The organism is Geodermatophilus sp. URMC 64 (assembly GCF_053502555.1).
On sequence record NZ_CP199955.1, the window covers coordinates 3,572,963 to 3,586,543 of the forward strand.

The 13,581-nt window shown below is 64.3% G+C and carries 10 protein-coding genes and 1 pseudogene; 4 read left to right on the top strand and 7 right to left on the bottom strand.

All coding sequences use genetic code 11. The annotated features are described in order from the left end of the window. Nucleotides 1-90: 90 nt before the first annotated feature. Genes ACWIYF_RS17385 through ACWIYF_RS17395 form a run of 3 tightly spaced genes read right to left on the bottom strand, consistent with a single transcriptional unit; the run spans nt 91 to nt 4,496 of the window. Nucleotides 91-1,173, bottom strand: coding sequence for an S-4TM family putative pore-forming effector (locus ACWIYF_RS17385; protein WP_448624083.1), 1,083 nt, complete (start codon nt 1,171-1,173; stop codon nt 91-93). Continuing rightward, a complete protein-coding gene (locus ACWIYF_RS17390; protein WP_448624084.1) occupies nt 1,092-2,777 on the bottom strand; it encodes a phosphotransferase in 1,686 nt (561 codons plus the stop codon). Before ACWIYF_RS17390 ends, ACWIYF_RS17385 begins: the two co-directional genes overlap by 82 nt. Before the next feature lie 3 nt (nt 2,778-2,780). After that, nucleotides 2,781-4,496, bottom strand: a complete 1,716-nt coding sequence (locus ACWIYF_RS17395) for a GAF domain-containing protein (RefSeq protein ID WP_448624085.1) — start codon at nt 4,494-4,496, stop codon at nt 2,781-2,783. 1,619 nt (nt 4,497-6,115) lie between these two features. Between ACWIYF_RS17395 and ACWIYF_RS17400 the strand changes: the two genes are divergently transcribed. The 3 genes from ACWIYF_RS17400 (at nt 6,116) to ACWIYF_RS17410 (ending at nt 7,931) form a co-directional block, all read left to right on the top strand. Next, the gene (locus ACWIYF_RS17400) at nt 6,116-6,679 is read left to right on the top strand and encodes a hypothetical protein (RefSeq protein ID WP_448624086.1); all 564 of its coding nucleotides are present in this window, start codon (nt 6,116-6,118) and stop codon (nt 6,677-6,679) included. Nucleotides 6,680-6,878: 199 nt separating this feature from the next. Beyond that, nucleotides 6,879-7,094, top strand: a complete 216-nt coding sequence (locus tag ACWIYF_RS17405; RefSeq protein ID WP_448624087.1) for a hypothetical protein — start codon at nt 6,879-6,881, stop codon at nt 7,092-7,094. A gap of 402 nt (nt 7,095-7,496) precedes the next feature. Next, nucleotides 7,497-7,931, top strand: coding sequence for a hypothetical protein (locus ACWIYF_RS17410; protein ID WP_448624088.1), 435 nt, complete (start codon nt 7,497-7,499; stop codon nt 7,929-7,931). A gap of 194 nt (nt 7,932-8,125) precedes the next feature. On the opposite strand, the gene ACWIYF_RS17415 is transcribed toward ACWIYF_RS17410, so the two are convergent. From ACWIYF_RS17415 to ACWIYF_RS17425, 3 genes and pseudogenes are all read right to left on the bottom strand, one after another. Further along, nucleotides 8,126-9,121, bottom strand: a complete 996-nt coding sequence (locus ACWIYF_RS17415) for a restriction endonuclease (RefSeq protein WP_448624089.1) — start codon at nt 9,119-9,121, stop codon at nt 8,126-8,128. A 1,214-nt stretch (nt 9,122-10,335) separates the two neighbouring features. Beyond that, a complete protein-coding gene (locus ACWIYF_RS17420) occupies nt 10,336-10,668 on the bottom strand; it encodes a helix-turn-helix domain-containing protein (RefSeq protein ID WP_448624090.1) in 333 nt (110 codons plus the stop codon). Nucleotides 10,669-10,742: 74 nt separating this feature from the next. Further along, nucleotides 10,743-11,996, bottom strand: a pseudogene (locus ACWIYF_RS17425) (IS256 family transposase). A gap of 246 nt (nt 11,997-12,242) precedes the next feature. On the opposite strand from ACWIYF_RS17425, the gene ACWIYF_RS17430 reads away from it, so the two are divergent. Next, complete coding sequence (locus ACWIYF_RS17430; RefSeq protein WP_448624091.1) at nt 12,243-13,286, top strand: IS110 family transposase; 1,044 nt, start codon at nt 12,243-12,245, stop codon at nt 13,284-13,286. Between the two features lie 126 nt (nt 13,287-13,412). Here the strand turns inward: ACWIYF_RS17430 and ACWIYF_RS17435 are convergent, their stop codons facing one another. Next, nucleotides 13,413-13,553, bottom strand: a complete 141-nt coding sequence (locus tag ACWIYF_RS17435; RefSeq protein ID WP_448628765.1) for a helix-turn-helix domain-containing protein — start codon at nt 13,551-13,553, stop codon at nt 13,413-13,415. Nucleotides 13,554-13,581 lie beyond the last annotated feature (28 nt).

Below are 13,581 nucleotides of genomic sequence, written 5' to 3' on the forward strand. Positions count from 1 at the left end.
CCGAGAATGCTTCCGGCCAACACCCAGCTGTTCGAGGAAACACTTCGCGGCCCACCAGTGTGGTTTACTCATGCACCGATTGTCCGACCCTCATGTGCCACGAAGAGCGTTCGAAGGCTCATCCGCAAAGAACCGCGCGGCCGACGCAGCATCTCGGTCGAGGCCCATCTTACGGAATTCATAAAACATTAGCGGAACGCCAGGAGTCCGGCTTCGCCACTCTAGTGCCGCCTCCTCCAACTCCCGCGGCAGTGAGGGAGGCACAGTGCCCGACCGCAGAAAGTCGCGCCAGGCCTCATCGGCGCGCCCGACGGCCGCAGCCCGCTGCCTGGCCCCGGCGCGGTGCAGTGCCGCCAAGTCCCCCGCATCTAGCAGCGCCGGCACCACTGGCAGCCAAAGCTCCACAAGAAATTGTCCCAGAGACAGCCCCCAGACGAGCCCGAGAGATAAGTAGCCCAGCCCCAATAGGACGGCGAGGCTGCCTACTATCGTCCCCCACTCCATATTCAGACGACGCCCATATTCTGCCGAGCCTCGTTGACACAGTATGACCGCAACAGGCTCCGGCACACCTGAGACCGGCTCGAACCAGTCTCGCAACGGGGAGAACGGCTCCTGTCCTGGAGCCATGCGCACACGTCCCAGCGTCCTAAATCGGATCCACCAACGGGAGTACCAATGTCGGGCACGCGCCGTCTCCCGCTGGATATAGGCAGCCGTCGAGGCCTCAGCTTCTTCCGGGCTGACTTTCCCAAGGGACCCTGCCGTGTCAGCATCCGTGAGATCCAGAACTCTCCGCTCGAAACGCTCGGTGAGTAAGGCACCCTTCAATCGATGCCTCATTTCGACGGGATCGAGGACCAGCCGAGAGAGCAGGAGCCATGTGCTCGCCGCCGCAGCCAAGACGTCGCTTCCGTCTGGAAACAGTGACGACACAACGGGAGCCGCTGCGGCGACGATTATCGTCACAAGGACTCTGAGTCGTCGCCACCTCTGAGCCCGCATGCGCTGGTCCTGAGCGGCCGCAAGCACCGCCAGGTTAGACACCTGGCTCTGGCGCAGTCTTATGCCCTCTCCACCATCGACCTGAGTCAAGTGGCCCGCCTCGCAATATCCTCGATCGTCTTCGCAGTAGCCGCCACCCACGTCAATAGACGCACTTTCCTGTACCACTCCATATGGACAAACCTGAACAGACTCAGCCCGTAGGCGAGGTTGGACCAAAGGGCCTCGTCGCGTTCGTGCTGGAAGTTGCGGAAGCTAGCCTCTTCCAACTTGGCAACAACTGCGGCCCACCAGTCTGTTGCCGCAGTAGCGCGCTTAACCACACCCAGCTCACGATCATAAATTCGTCCAATTGTCCCCAGGAGCCCCTCGTCCAGCTTTCGGGGCCAACCACTCTCTGGACGCATAGTTGCGACGTGGGCAAACCGCGTAGTCGCCTGGAGGGCGGCGAAGTCCAAAAGTCTTGGGCCGATGCCAGCATTTCGATAGTCTATGAGATATGGCCGCCAGCTTGGAGAGGCCACCATGATGTTTCCACCATGCAAGTCCCCGTGTATGAGGCAGGCAGGCACCGGGTCCACCATTCGCTCATCCGCGAGCAACTCTTCCCTTGGTATAGGTATTACAACGCCCGATCCCAAGCGGAGCCTTGTTCCACGTCCCTCCAGACGCGCGGACGGCTGAGTTCCGAGGAACTCGACATACTCCACCAGTTGCCTGTAACATCGCCGCAACTCTGAACCGATTTCATCAGCGAAGTAGTCGCGGAGCGATGGGCCGGTCACGGATACCGAATACCAGTTGCTGGCTTCTTTTGAGAAGACCTGGTCCAGAACGGATTTCCACCCGTCCGAGTCTTGATCGATCAGCAGATCGTCAAAGCTCGTCAAATCCGACAAGTTTCCGCCGGCGAACGAGTAGCAGACGGCCGCGAGGGCATCGCCCCTTGCTAGCCCCATAAGTTCGACTCGATAATCGAGGGCTACGCCAAACCGGACCACCCGTTCGTATCGAGTCGCCTCGGCCTCGATCTCGGGACGGGGTCCAATCTTTACCACGCATCTGTTCCCCGGCAGTTCATGATCCATTCGAGGTAGCCGAAGATATGGGAGGACTTCCACAACGATGGAGGAGCTGAACCCTCGTCGCAAGACTCTCAGATTTAACGTTGGTCGTTCATCCTCAACGCCTGCCCCCATCTGGCCGAAGATCTCAACGAATAAGTACTCGAGCTCGGACGCTAGCGCGGTAGTGTCCCGCCGGAGTGAGAGCACCTCATTTCCATTCAATCGGAGATCACCGTCAATCCGCTCCGCCCTCTCGCTCACGGCAGAGACGACTTCTCCCAGCCCGGTGAGGCGGACCCGTCGTCCGTGCCAGTCATCAAATAGGCGCCGGACTCCACGCTCGAACCATGTCGTGGGTCCCTCTACCTTATTGACTAAGGCTGAAAGCGAAAAACTCGGCTGACTAAGAAGGGAGACCAATTCTTGTGCGAAGTCAGACAGATACTTTGTCATGACGAATATTGCGCATGTTGGGGACAGTACCGACGCATTGCGAATGACGGAGGTTCCCCGCTGGCGACCAAGTTTCAGGTCTATGAACATAGCGCGATAAAAGTTCACGCTCATTGCGTCTGCAGCCTCATCAACGGAATGGGCTGAATGCACGCGCACCCCTTCCAGTGCGGCCAGCTCCCGCCTGGCTTTATTGTGCGCATGTGCCCCGTTATCTACGATAAGCACATCGAAGTTGGTGGAAGCATCCATTATTCAGATTTCCTCCGGAATCGAAACAAGTGTGAGGAGCCTATCCCTACTGATCTCTTTCGCAAATACCTCTCCACCGAGGGAACGAACTATGGCTCCTGCCGTGTAGGCACCAAAGTGGAGGCGTTCGTTGTCGGCTATGGCGACGCGATAAAGATTACGTGCTTTCTCGCCAAGCGACTCTGAGATCTCATGGGTAATGGCCACATCGATGAAGCGACGCCCGCCTAATGTTCGCACTGTTGCGATCACCAGTGGGAAACCTTCGGGCGAGATGGTTCCATAATGATCAATGTTGCGGAATATTTCATACATTGCCAAGTAGAACCGACGGCTGGCCCGCTCCCCCCAGTGAACTGGATATCCCAGTGAGGACAATCGCGGGAACGAGACTCCCGCGCGAGAGGCGGCGCGGCGCACCAGCGCCTCCAAGCTGTCCGACTGGGACGCTGGCGGCGCGCTTTCAGCATTCAATGCGCCGATGACTTCCGCCAGCGTGTCTACGGAACTCTGAAGCAGTGCCCTACTCCCTGCATGCTCCGAGGCATAACAGGCTTTACGGAGGTCGTCGGCGAGACCCATAAGTTCATGCGCGCTACTTTGGACGTCGGATCCAATCGATAGAACTTCGCGAAGCTGTCGCCGCCGTATGGCCGACAGCAGAATGGCCACCTGAGCGGCCGATGCTCTACCCACGTTCTCCAGAATGGCGAACGCGTTGGCGTGCGCACTCTGGAAGAGGAGCGTTCCCACCACTCTCTGGTCAACCTTGATCGGGATGCATAGGACGGATCTTGTTTGAAGACCGGGGGTCCGAAGCGCCCCCCGCAGTCCGTGGAACCGGGCGAGGTCTGCAGGAACGTTAATGTTCCCTACATGGCAGACTTTTCCATGCAAGACCACCCAGCCCGTGATGGATTCCTCTGTAATCTTTATCTGCCTCGGCCCACTCTGAGTTGGTGACAAGCTTGGCCATTCGACAACTTTAGTGAGGGCCATCTCGTCGTACGGACGTGAGCGATCCTCGGTAAGGGTCATGAAACGCAGGGTTGCGGACTGCGCCCCCATCAGGCTGCCCGCCGCCTCCACCATTGGCACTAGCTTGGGGAGGGTGTCCGCAAAGTCCGTCGGCAAGTATGCTTCCTGAGCAACTGATGCCTCAGGCCTATCAACTGCCCACTGGAGGAAGCTTTGTTCCTCATCCTCCGGATCGTTGGCATCTTCTGTCACGGCAAATAGTTGTGCCGTGGATGCTATGGCGCTACTGGCTCGATCCATCATCAGCGTCGTGCGGAGCAGTGCTATTCGCAGGGCAACGTTTCGTAGCAGTGCGAGTTCATAGTTGCCATAGGGCTGGCCGTGGAGATCGCGGCAAAGCACAAGAACGCCAGCGTACGGGGTGAACATACCCCCAGGGGCCGCAGGGACAGGCACAGCGATCTCGACCCGGGCGTCTGCATTATTTACAAGCCAAGTGGAGATCGGCGCCTGACCGATCTCGGGCCTATGTGGAAGCATCTGGGGACGTTTACGCTGGAATGCGATGGACGCCAAGGAGGGCATGGCGGTGGATTGTAGACCTAATTTTGAGGTGCGAATCTCGCATCCTTGCTCCATTGACTTCGAGGAGGGGTGAGCAATCAGTCGCCCTTCGGGAGAGCCTGTGGGGTCATAGAGGTAGGTGACCGCTGCAATGCTCTCGGTCACCTTCTTGGCCATATGCACAAGAGCATCAAGGGCAGTAGCGGGCGTGTCATTGTTCGAGATTGTGCTTAATGCATCGTCGATGAACTCAGTGATCCTCTTATCGCGATGAACCGAAGCGTTGGCCGTGCCATTTAGTCGTTCAGTCGTTGCCTTATGAAAAGAGCGTCCGAGTTCACGGCTCGATCTCCCGCCTTGTTGAAGTACCAGGCAGTTGATGGTTAGCCGCGGATCTGGGCGATATGGTGTCGCGAGGGTCCATGGTTGTTCGTCATGCAGCCGCAGGACCTCTGATAGGAATGCATTACCGTGGCGGCCTTCGTGTGTGTCGACCGATGCGAGTCCTTGGATAGCGCCCCCGAGTGTCCTGCTGTCTAGGCCTCTCCATATGGGGTTCCACCCGGTCCCGTCAGTCCTTCTCCGAAACGGGCTTGCCAGTAAGAGTTCTTGGAGTGCAGGGTGAGGTGGGTCGGGGGCTGATGCCGCGAAGCTCAGCGTGTGCAGAAGAAAGTCGCTGTCGGTTGCGAGGATCAATGCATGTCGCGCGCCCGCCCGCGATCGGTAGTCTTCAAGCGTTGACTGAATCAAGGGCAGGGGACAAAAGGCGCGCGTCAACAGGTAGTCGCTCGGCGTCCATGACTTAGAAGGGCCAGGGTGCATGGCAGATCTCCACCTGGATGGATGCAGCAGCGGAGGGTAGTGTGACCGTGACGATTAGCAACCTGCTCGCCTAGCCTGGCCGTGTGATGCTACCTACGGCTGACTGTCGGAGGAACCCGTTGGGATCCCCGAGAGACGTATCGGTGGACGACGACGTGTTGATCATTGTCTGATCGAACCGGCACCAGATCGGCGCCAGTGGCCACCCCAGTGGCAGCAGAAGCGACTCGGGCCGTCCCGGATGGGAGAACGGCCCGGTCAAAGGGGTGAAGGTGAGGGACTCGAATCCCTGCCCCTCCACTGCCAGGCCGATATGATCGCGTTCAGGGCGGTTCGCTGACGTTTCGTATGCCGCTTTAGTTGCGCTTATGGATGACCACGAACGAGTCCGCACAACCGCGGACGGCCCGAACTGCAACCACAACTGCGACCACGAGAGCCGACTCTTAGGCAAGCTCATCAGGTGCGTCCGCGGCGCAAAGACCACGCGGTCACGTTCGCGTCGCCCCACTGCAAGGGCGGGCCTAGGGGTACTCGGATGTCCGTCGCCGTCCGTTAGGGCAGGTCACGTCCTACTGCGGTCGTCAGAAAACTTTTGTGGACGCCCATAAACACGGTGGTCTGGCCACCATCACCGTGGCACCACACGGAGGTTGCCTAATCAACGCGCCGCCCCTCGCCGATGCACGACGACGGAGGAGCCTCGGGGAGGGGTCGACGCTGTGCGGGGAGTATCCGCCCCGAGGCTGCCAGCACCTCCCGCCGACCCAGCGCCCCCCTGCGGCATGCGACCTGTGGCCGGCCGGGACCTTCCCCGCCACGGAGCTGTTCCCGGGGTCGGCCACTGCCCGGTGGGCGCGGCGATCGGTGCCCTGAGCGGGTGAAGAACCCGCCGTCCGCGCCCAAGTCGGCCAGTGCGCGGCCTACCGTGCGCGGGGTTCGCCGCACGCCGGCGCTGGCAGAAGGAGAACGGAATGGGATTGTTCGGCCCAGGCGCGGACGAGGAGGTCGCGGTCGCGCTGCGCGTGACCGGCCCCGCCGAGATGGTTCTCCCGCCGCCGCACCTGCTGACCAACCGCAAGGCGATCGCCGAGGCGAACTACCTGATCGGATTTTGGAACGCGATCGCGAGCCGCGACGCCGAGACGCAGCTGCCGACGATGCGGGAGCTGGTTCGTAAGCACCTCGCCCCTTCACTTCCCGGCACCCTCAGCCGGGGCCGCCCGGACGGCTGGGACCCAGTGGAGCCGCTGGCCGTCGGCCTCGCGATGGGCTGGACGCTGCCGACCACCCTGGGACGCAGTATGCGGCCCGGCCTCGTCCGCTCCGGCGTGGTTACCGCGTGGCTACACCTGGCCGCGGTGACGCTGTTCTCCGACCTCGCCCACGACCCGCTCGTCGACGCGCTGGCGGGTTGGGGTGCGTGGACCGGGTACATCGGCCGGGTCAACGGCCTCGACCCCCAGCGGCTGGGGAGCTACGTCACCGCCTGCGCCGCCCGCGCCAGCGACCTCGCTGGCTTCGTGCCCGCCGACTGACCAGGCGCCCGCAGCGCGCCAAAGGATAGCGCGCCGCAGAACAGAGTGCGAAGGACCGCAGACCGGTAGGTCGGCGGCCCTTGGCGCCCGGTGCGTCGCCAAGGCCGCCGTCACGCGGTGTAGGCGCGCGCCCCGCTGAGGGAGGTGGGCCCGAGCGGTTCGGGCATGTGGAAGGACCGCCGACCCGCATCGCGGAAGGTTGCAACGACCACTTGGATTCGTCCAGAACACCGCGATCCGCTTCACCGGCACCCTCGCCTTCGAGGGCCTGGCCGCCTCGATCGGCAGCGTCGGAGACGTCTACGACAAAGCCGCCGCCGAGACCGCGGTGGGCCCGTTTCAGAACAAAGCGGTCGCCGCCGGCTCCCGTTCCGCGACGGCCCACTGCGCAAGCTGGCCGACGTGGAATGGCTGACCACCAACTGCGTGCACTGGTACAACCACGCCCGCCTGCACGACCAGTTCGACTACGTCATGCCCGAGGAGTCCGAGTAGGCCTACTACGCGCCCCACCCGGACCCGCCACCTGGGGAGTCCTCACACCGGAAGACGGCAGGAAACCCGGGACGGCTCAATCCAGGCCTGCAGCGACACCGAGTTGCTGACCATCGCCCTGGTCCAGCATCTGCTCCAGCGCCGCAGCGAGGCGGGATTCCTGCACGAGGTCGGCCGCGACTGGGCGAAGCTGTTTCCGCGCCTGCCGCATTAGTCCGAGGTCAGCTGGCGGAACCGCTGGCTGTGGGGCCGCCTTCGAGCAGCTACGGGCCGCGCTCGCAGCCGGGGTGCCGATCGATGCTCGCAGCCGGGGTGCCGATCGATGACTGCGCCCGTCGACACCACCGCGCTGTCGCTCAAGCACCCGTCCCGGGTCCGCGGCAACGGCTGGGTCGGCCCAAACGAACTGGTGGCGCGCTTCGGCCGGGACGCCGCCCTCGGCGAGTGGTTGTACGGCTTCCGGCTCGCGATCAAGACCGACTTGGGCAACCGGCTGGTGCGCGCCTGGAGCATCGTGCCCGCCCCGGTCAACGAGCGCGACCTGACCACCGATCTGCTCGCCACCGGCCCACCCGCGCGACCTGCTCCTCGACAACGGCTTCGACGGCCGGCCGTTTGTCGCCGCCCAGGCCATCCGGGGCACCGCCGTGCTCGTCGCGCCCACCAAGGCCCAACGCGCCCGCATGCCCCGTTACCTGGAGCGAGTCATCGCCTGCTGGCACAACCGCGTGGAAATCAGTTTCGGCGAGCGCACTGACCGCATGGAGCTGGCCCGAAACGGCGCACAACCTTCTGGGGCCTACTCGCTCGCACAGCCGCCGTCATCGCCGCGCACACCCTGCTGCGGACATGCCAGACCGAGCTCGAAGCCGGAACTAACCCCCATATGGCGCCTTTGGAATTTAGGCGAAAGGCACACTACCTCCTCGCAATTCTCGGCATGCCGGGGAATCAGTCACCAGTGTTGCTTTGACTGTGGCGCGACGATCGGAACGGCCTTTCCCCTCTTAGCCTATCAAGGCGAGCAGGCCAGTCTGTCCCCAAATGCTCATTTAGGAGAGATATCATGTTCCTACCCGGGATGAGTTCAACGCGGCGATCTCGCTCTGCGAGTCGGCGAGCACCCAACGTAAAGTCACTACTGGTGACGACCACCCCCTTGTTTGCAAGTTCGGTGGAGATAACACCAATCAGGCGTCTAACGATCTCGACCCCGACCTTGGCTTCGTAGCGCTTGCACTCGACATACAAGGTCTCGCGTCGCCCCGGCTCGTTGCGCCTTGCAATGATGTCTCTACCACCGTCCCCCTGGGATGGAGTCAGCTCGGTCTGATATCCCATTGCGTCATACAGATGCTCTACGAGCTGCTCGAACTCTCGGAACGACAACCCAAGCAATAGCGCTTGAAGCTCGCTCGATGATTCAGGGACGCGTATATACCGAGCTCGAATCACCTCCTCAGCGTCGGTGACGGCGTTGATCATTGATCCCGTTAGGCAGTGCATATGTGCGTCAAAGTATGCAGACAGGGCCTCCAACGCAACGCGCGGCCGCCCAGGAAGCAGCTCATTAATCCACGTGATCCCCTCCCACGGCAACTCTTCCGTGGCCCCGGAGAAGTAGCGGATTACTCTCTGAAAGTGCGCATCCTGCTCCATTTTCTTACCAGCTTGCAACAGAAGCGGATCGTCACTCTGCTTCATGGAGAGGTATAAGTCTAGGTTCATGCGATCGGAGCCAAGCGCGCTGGAGGGAATTAGAAGTCTTCGAAGCACCATCCTGACCTGCTCCTCAGGGCGGTCGTGGATGCCGGCCAGGAACTCTTGAAGAGTCAGGTCGCTAGGAAATGACCACACTTGTCGAGACTCATCCGCGTCAGGAAAGCTACTCCGCACTTCCGCCAGCCAAGCAGTGAGTTCCGCCGAGTCTTCGGAAATGACGACCACCTTCCATCGAACGACCAGAGCAGGTGCGTCTAGCTATGTGGTGTCTTTTGAAGCGGTCAGCTATCGGCCGCCATGACACCGAAGCAGGACGCGTGGCTATCGCAATCAGGAAAAACTCCCTGCAGTCGCGCCAACCCCGCCGACGGACTGGGGCGGGTTCTTGAGTAAGGCATGTAGGTACTTCAGACGTTCGCAAAATTCGTCGTAACCGAGGACCGTTACCACAGTTAGTCCTTCGCGAAGCGCAGGAAAGAGGCCCCCGGTTCGTCGCTGAGCTCGGAGACTCTTCCAATAACTCTAGCGCCACGGACATGCCACTTGTCGATCAGTCCCAGATTGGGAGCCTCCCCAAGATCACGCGAGACGGACTCCCTCTGCGCCTGCACCTGGCTGACGGCGCGTTAAGGTTCTGGTGCGGCGGATAGACCCCGGCGGTGCCGCTTCCCCGGAAGGCCTTGGTCGTCATCAGCTCGGTTGCGGGGGTCTTTATCTCGACAGCCCGCACTCCAGCAGCTGGGCGTTCCACTCGGCGTCGCGCACGTCGGTCTTGCGCCCGGGGACAACCTTGATGTGCGCGGCAGCCAGGCCTCCATCACCTCCCTCAGGCAGTAGAACGCGCCCTTCCAGTAGGTCGAGGTCGACTGCATGGCCGCGTGCGTCACCCCGCCTTCCGCAGCCGGGCACGCATCACGCCAGTGCCCGCGTGTCGTCTTGAACGTCCGCGTCTCACTGACCCGGCGGCCACCGGGGCCCATCATCCCCCGGCACACGGTTACCGAGGCCTTGCCGATGTCCAGCCCGGCGACCCGCTTGAACAACACCTCCACCAGAGACCACTCCCTCCGCGTCGACGGCCGGTGGGACGCCGTCCGGAGGGTCCTATGCCAGGACACAGACCCACGCACCAGCCGCAGATAGCCGGTGCGCCGGTCGACCAGGGTGCCGATCGCCGAGCGGCTCGGCCGACCGACGATCAGGTCTCCGTCCCAGTCGCCGATTCGAGCGCGCTGCTCGACGACGGCCGGTCGGGCGTGGATCAGCCGGCCGGGCGCGATGAACCGCGGCGCGCGCGCTATCGGGCTGCGTCGGCGCTTGCGCAGCGGTCGACCGGTCCGCAGCCTTTTGGTCAACGTCGCGCTCAGGCCGCCCTTTGCGGCGTGGTAGAGGGCCTGGTAGATCGTCTCGTGGCACAGCTGCCACTCCGGCCGGTCCGGTTAGGACTCACGCAGATACGCGGCGATCTGCGCCGGACTCCATTCCTCCTTCAGCTTGTCCTGAACGATCCGGCGCAGCTCCGGTTCGCGGGCCAGGAGCGGCCGTCGCGGTCGCCGCGATCGCTCTCGGGCGCGGGCATGGGCCAGGTCGCCGTCGTAGATCCCGCGATCATGCGGCCGAAGATGGCGGCGGAGCTCCCGGCTGATCGTCGACGGAGACCGGCTGAGCCGTCGGGCGATCTCGCGAACGCCGAGCCCTCGCTCGCGCAGGGTGGCGATGCGCTGCCGCTCCAGTCGGGAGAGGTAGCGGCCGGAGTGCGCCGACTCGGCCAACCGGCTCGGCGGCAGGCAGTGATGTCCCCGGTCGTGGTGTAGCTCGTGGCCGCGGAGAGCTTCTGCGGTTGGGACTATGACGCCATCAGCGCCGGCTGCGCCACCACCTCCTCGTTGGACTGGGGTGGGTTGAGCAGGGCCATGGAGCCCTCGGAGAGGTAGCGGCGGTCGGAGACCTGCCATTCGTCGTGCGTCTCGACCAGCACCGCGCCGGCCAGCCGCAGCAGCGCGGCGGAGTTGGTAAAGACGCCGACGACGTCGGTGCGGCGCTTGATCTCCTTGTTCAGCCGCTCCAGCGGATTGGTCGACCAGCTCTTCTTCCAGTGCGAGACGGGGAAGGCGGTGAAGGCCAGCAGATCGGTCTCGGCGTCGCGCAGCATGGTCTCCACCTGCGGGAACTGGCGGCCGAGCATGCCGGCGATGACGTCGAGCTGGCCGTGCACGTGCTCGGCGTCGGGTTGGGCGAAGACGGTGCGGATCGCCGCGGCGACCATCTCGGCGTTGCCCTTGGGCACCCGGGCGAGCACGTTGCGCATGAAGTGCACCCGGCAGCGCTGCCAGGCCGCACCGAGCAGCACCGCCTCGATGGCGGCCGTCAGGCCGGTGTGCGCATCGGAGATGACCAGCTGCACCCCGCCCAGGCCGCGGGCCTTGAGGGTGCGCAGGAACGCGGTCCAGAACGCGCCGTCCTCGGAGTCGCCGACGGCGCAGCCGAGCACCTCGCGGTGGCCGTCGGCGGCCACGCCGGTGGCGATGACCACGGCCTGGGAGACCACCCGGCGGTTGACCCGCGCCTTGCAGTAGGTGGCGTCCAGGAACACGTAGGGGAACGTGGTCTCGGCCAGCGAGCGGTCCCGGAACGCGCCCACCTCCTCATCCAGGTCCGCACAGATCCGGGAGACCTCGGACTTGGAGATCCCGGTGTCCGCACCGAGCGCGCGGACCAGGTCATCGACCTTCCGCGTGCTGACGCCGTGCAGATAGGCCTCCATCACCACGGCGAACAGCGCCTGGTCGATCCGCCGTCGGCGCTCGAGCAGGGAGGGGAAGAACGAGCCGGTGCGCAGCTTCGGAATCCGCAGCTCCAGATCCCCGGCGGTGGTGGTCAGCGTGCGGGTGCGGTGACCGTTGCGCTGGGCGGTGCGGGCCTAGGTGCGCTCGTGCGGCGCCGCGCCGATCACCGCGGTCAGCTCGGCCTCGATCAGCGCTTGGTAGAGCGTCTCGGTCGCGGTGCGGATGCGGTCATCGACGTCGGCAACTTTCAGTGCCTCGAGCAGTTCGAGCAGGGCTGTGAGGCTGAGGGTGTCGGGTCGTGAGGCCGGCCCGATGCCAGGCTGGCGGCTACAGCCGAGGCGTGACCCCCGTGGCAAGCAGGGTGGCCCGCAGCACCAGGGCGGTGCCTTGAGTCTGACCTGTCCGCCGGAGGCTGCCGGCGCCGGCCTGGGCCATCCGCACGTTGGCCTGATCAGAAGCCTGTCCGCCTCGCGGCGTGACTCATCACAGTCCTGCCACGCGGTGTCCTCTCCCTGGCCGGCGCCGGACCGTCCCATCCTGCGCCCGAAGGGAAGCCCGCAATGCTGGCCGAAGAAGTCGACGCGGTCATCGGCGTCGACACCCACCGCGACACCCACACCGCTGCGCTGGTGCGCCCCACCGGAGCGAGCATCGCCTCCACGGTGATCTCCACTGACCCGGCCGGCTTTGCGCAGCTGCTGGACTTCGCCGTCGTCAACGCGCCCGGCCCTCGCCTGGTCTGGGCGGTCGAGGGCAGCCGGAGCTATGGCGTCGGACTGGTCCGCTTTCTGCAGCGGCACGGTCAGCATGTCGTCGAGATCGACCACCCCAAGCGCCCGGCTCGTCGCCGCGGCAAGTCCGACCAGCTCGACGCGGTGCAGGCCGCGCGCGAAGCGCTCGCCCGCCCCGTGCAGAGCAACCCACGCGCCGACGGCCCGCGCGAGGGGCTGCGGGTGCTGCTGCTGGCCCGCGACACCGCGGTAACCGCCCGCACCGCCGCGATCAACACGCTCAAGGCCCTCATCCTCACCGCCCCCGACGAGCTACGCAGTCAGCTGCGCGGGCAGCCCGCACTGGCCCAGGCCCGCCGCTGCGCCGCCATGCGCGGCAGCGGCCGGCGATGCCCGTCGGCGCACGCCCTGATGCTCGCAATGCGCAGCACCGGGCGCCGCATCCTGGCCCTGCACCAGGACGCCGCCGAACTTGAACGAGAACTGCACGCCCAGGTCCGCGCCCTGGCGCCCTCTCTCCTCGAGGAGCCCGGCGTGGGACCGACCGTCGCCGCTCAACTGCTCGTCGCCTGGTCTCACCGCGGGCGGCTGCACTCCGAGGCGGCCTTCGCCCGCCTGGCCGGCGTCGCCCCGCTGGAAGCCTCCTCCGGCCAGACGGTCCGACACCGGCTCAGCCGCACCGGCGATCGCGCGGTCAACCGGGCGCTGCACATGGCCGTCCTCAGTCGCCTGGCCTACCATGCTCAGACCCAGGCCTACCAGAGTCGGCGCCTCAGCGAAGGAAAGTCCAAAGCCGAGATCCGCCGGTGCCTGAAGCGGCACCTGGCGCGCCACCTCTTCCGCGTCATGCAGGCCCTACCCGAGGCGGCTTGACAGCCATAGAAGCGTCAGACTGGTCCTGGGCCATCGCGTGGCCTTTCTCTTCCGAGTGTTCCTTGGCGGGTTCACGCAGAAGATCCACGCGGTGGCCTCTCGCACGCCAGCACTTCGCCGACGAGCTCAAGACCTCCGACCAGCTACACCACTTCCATGGACGTCACCCGGCAGGCCGCCGTTCTGGGCCCGCCAGCGGTAGCCGGTCCTGCGGCCGATGCCCAGCAGCTTGCACGCGGCGACCGTGCCGACGCCGGACTGCAGCAGCTTCCAGTACTCGGACTTGAGATCAAGT

What these genes read in the sequence shown, in the direction of transcription:
- ACWIYF_RS17390 (WP_448624084.1), bottom strand. Translation starts at nt 2,777, where the DNA reads ATGGATGCTTCCACCAACTTCGATGTGCTTATCGTAGATAACGGGGCA.
- ACWIYF_RS17395 (WP_448624085.1), bottom strand. Translation starts at nt 4,496, where the DNA reads ATGGCCAAGAAGGTGACCGAGAGCATTGCAGCGGTCACCTACCTCTAT.
- ACWIYF_RS17400 (WP_448624086.1), top strand. Translation starts at nt 6,116, where the DNA reads ATGGGATTGTTCGGCCCAGGCGCGGACGAGGAGGTCGCGGTCGCGCTG.
- ACWIYF_RS17410 (WP_448624088.1), top strand. Translation starts at nt 7,497, where the DNA reads ATGACTGCGCCCGTCGACACCACCGCGCTGTCGCTCAAGCACCCGTCC.
- ACWIYF_RS17430 (WP_448624091.1), top strand. Translation starts at nt 12,243, where the DNA reads ATGCTGGCCGAAGAAGTCGACGCGGTCATCGGCGTCGACACCCACCGC.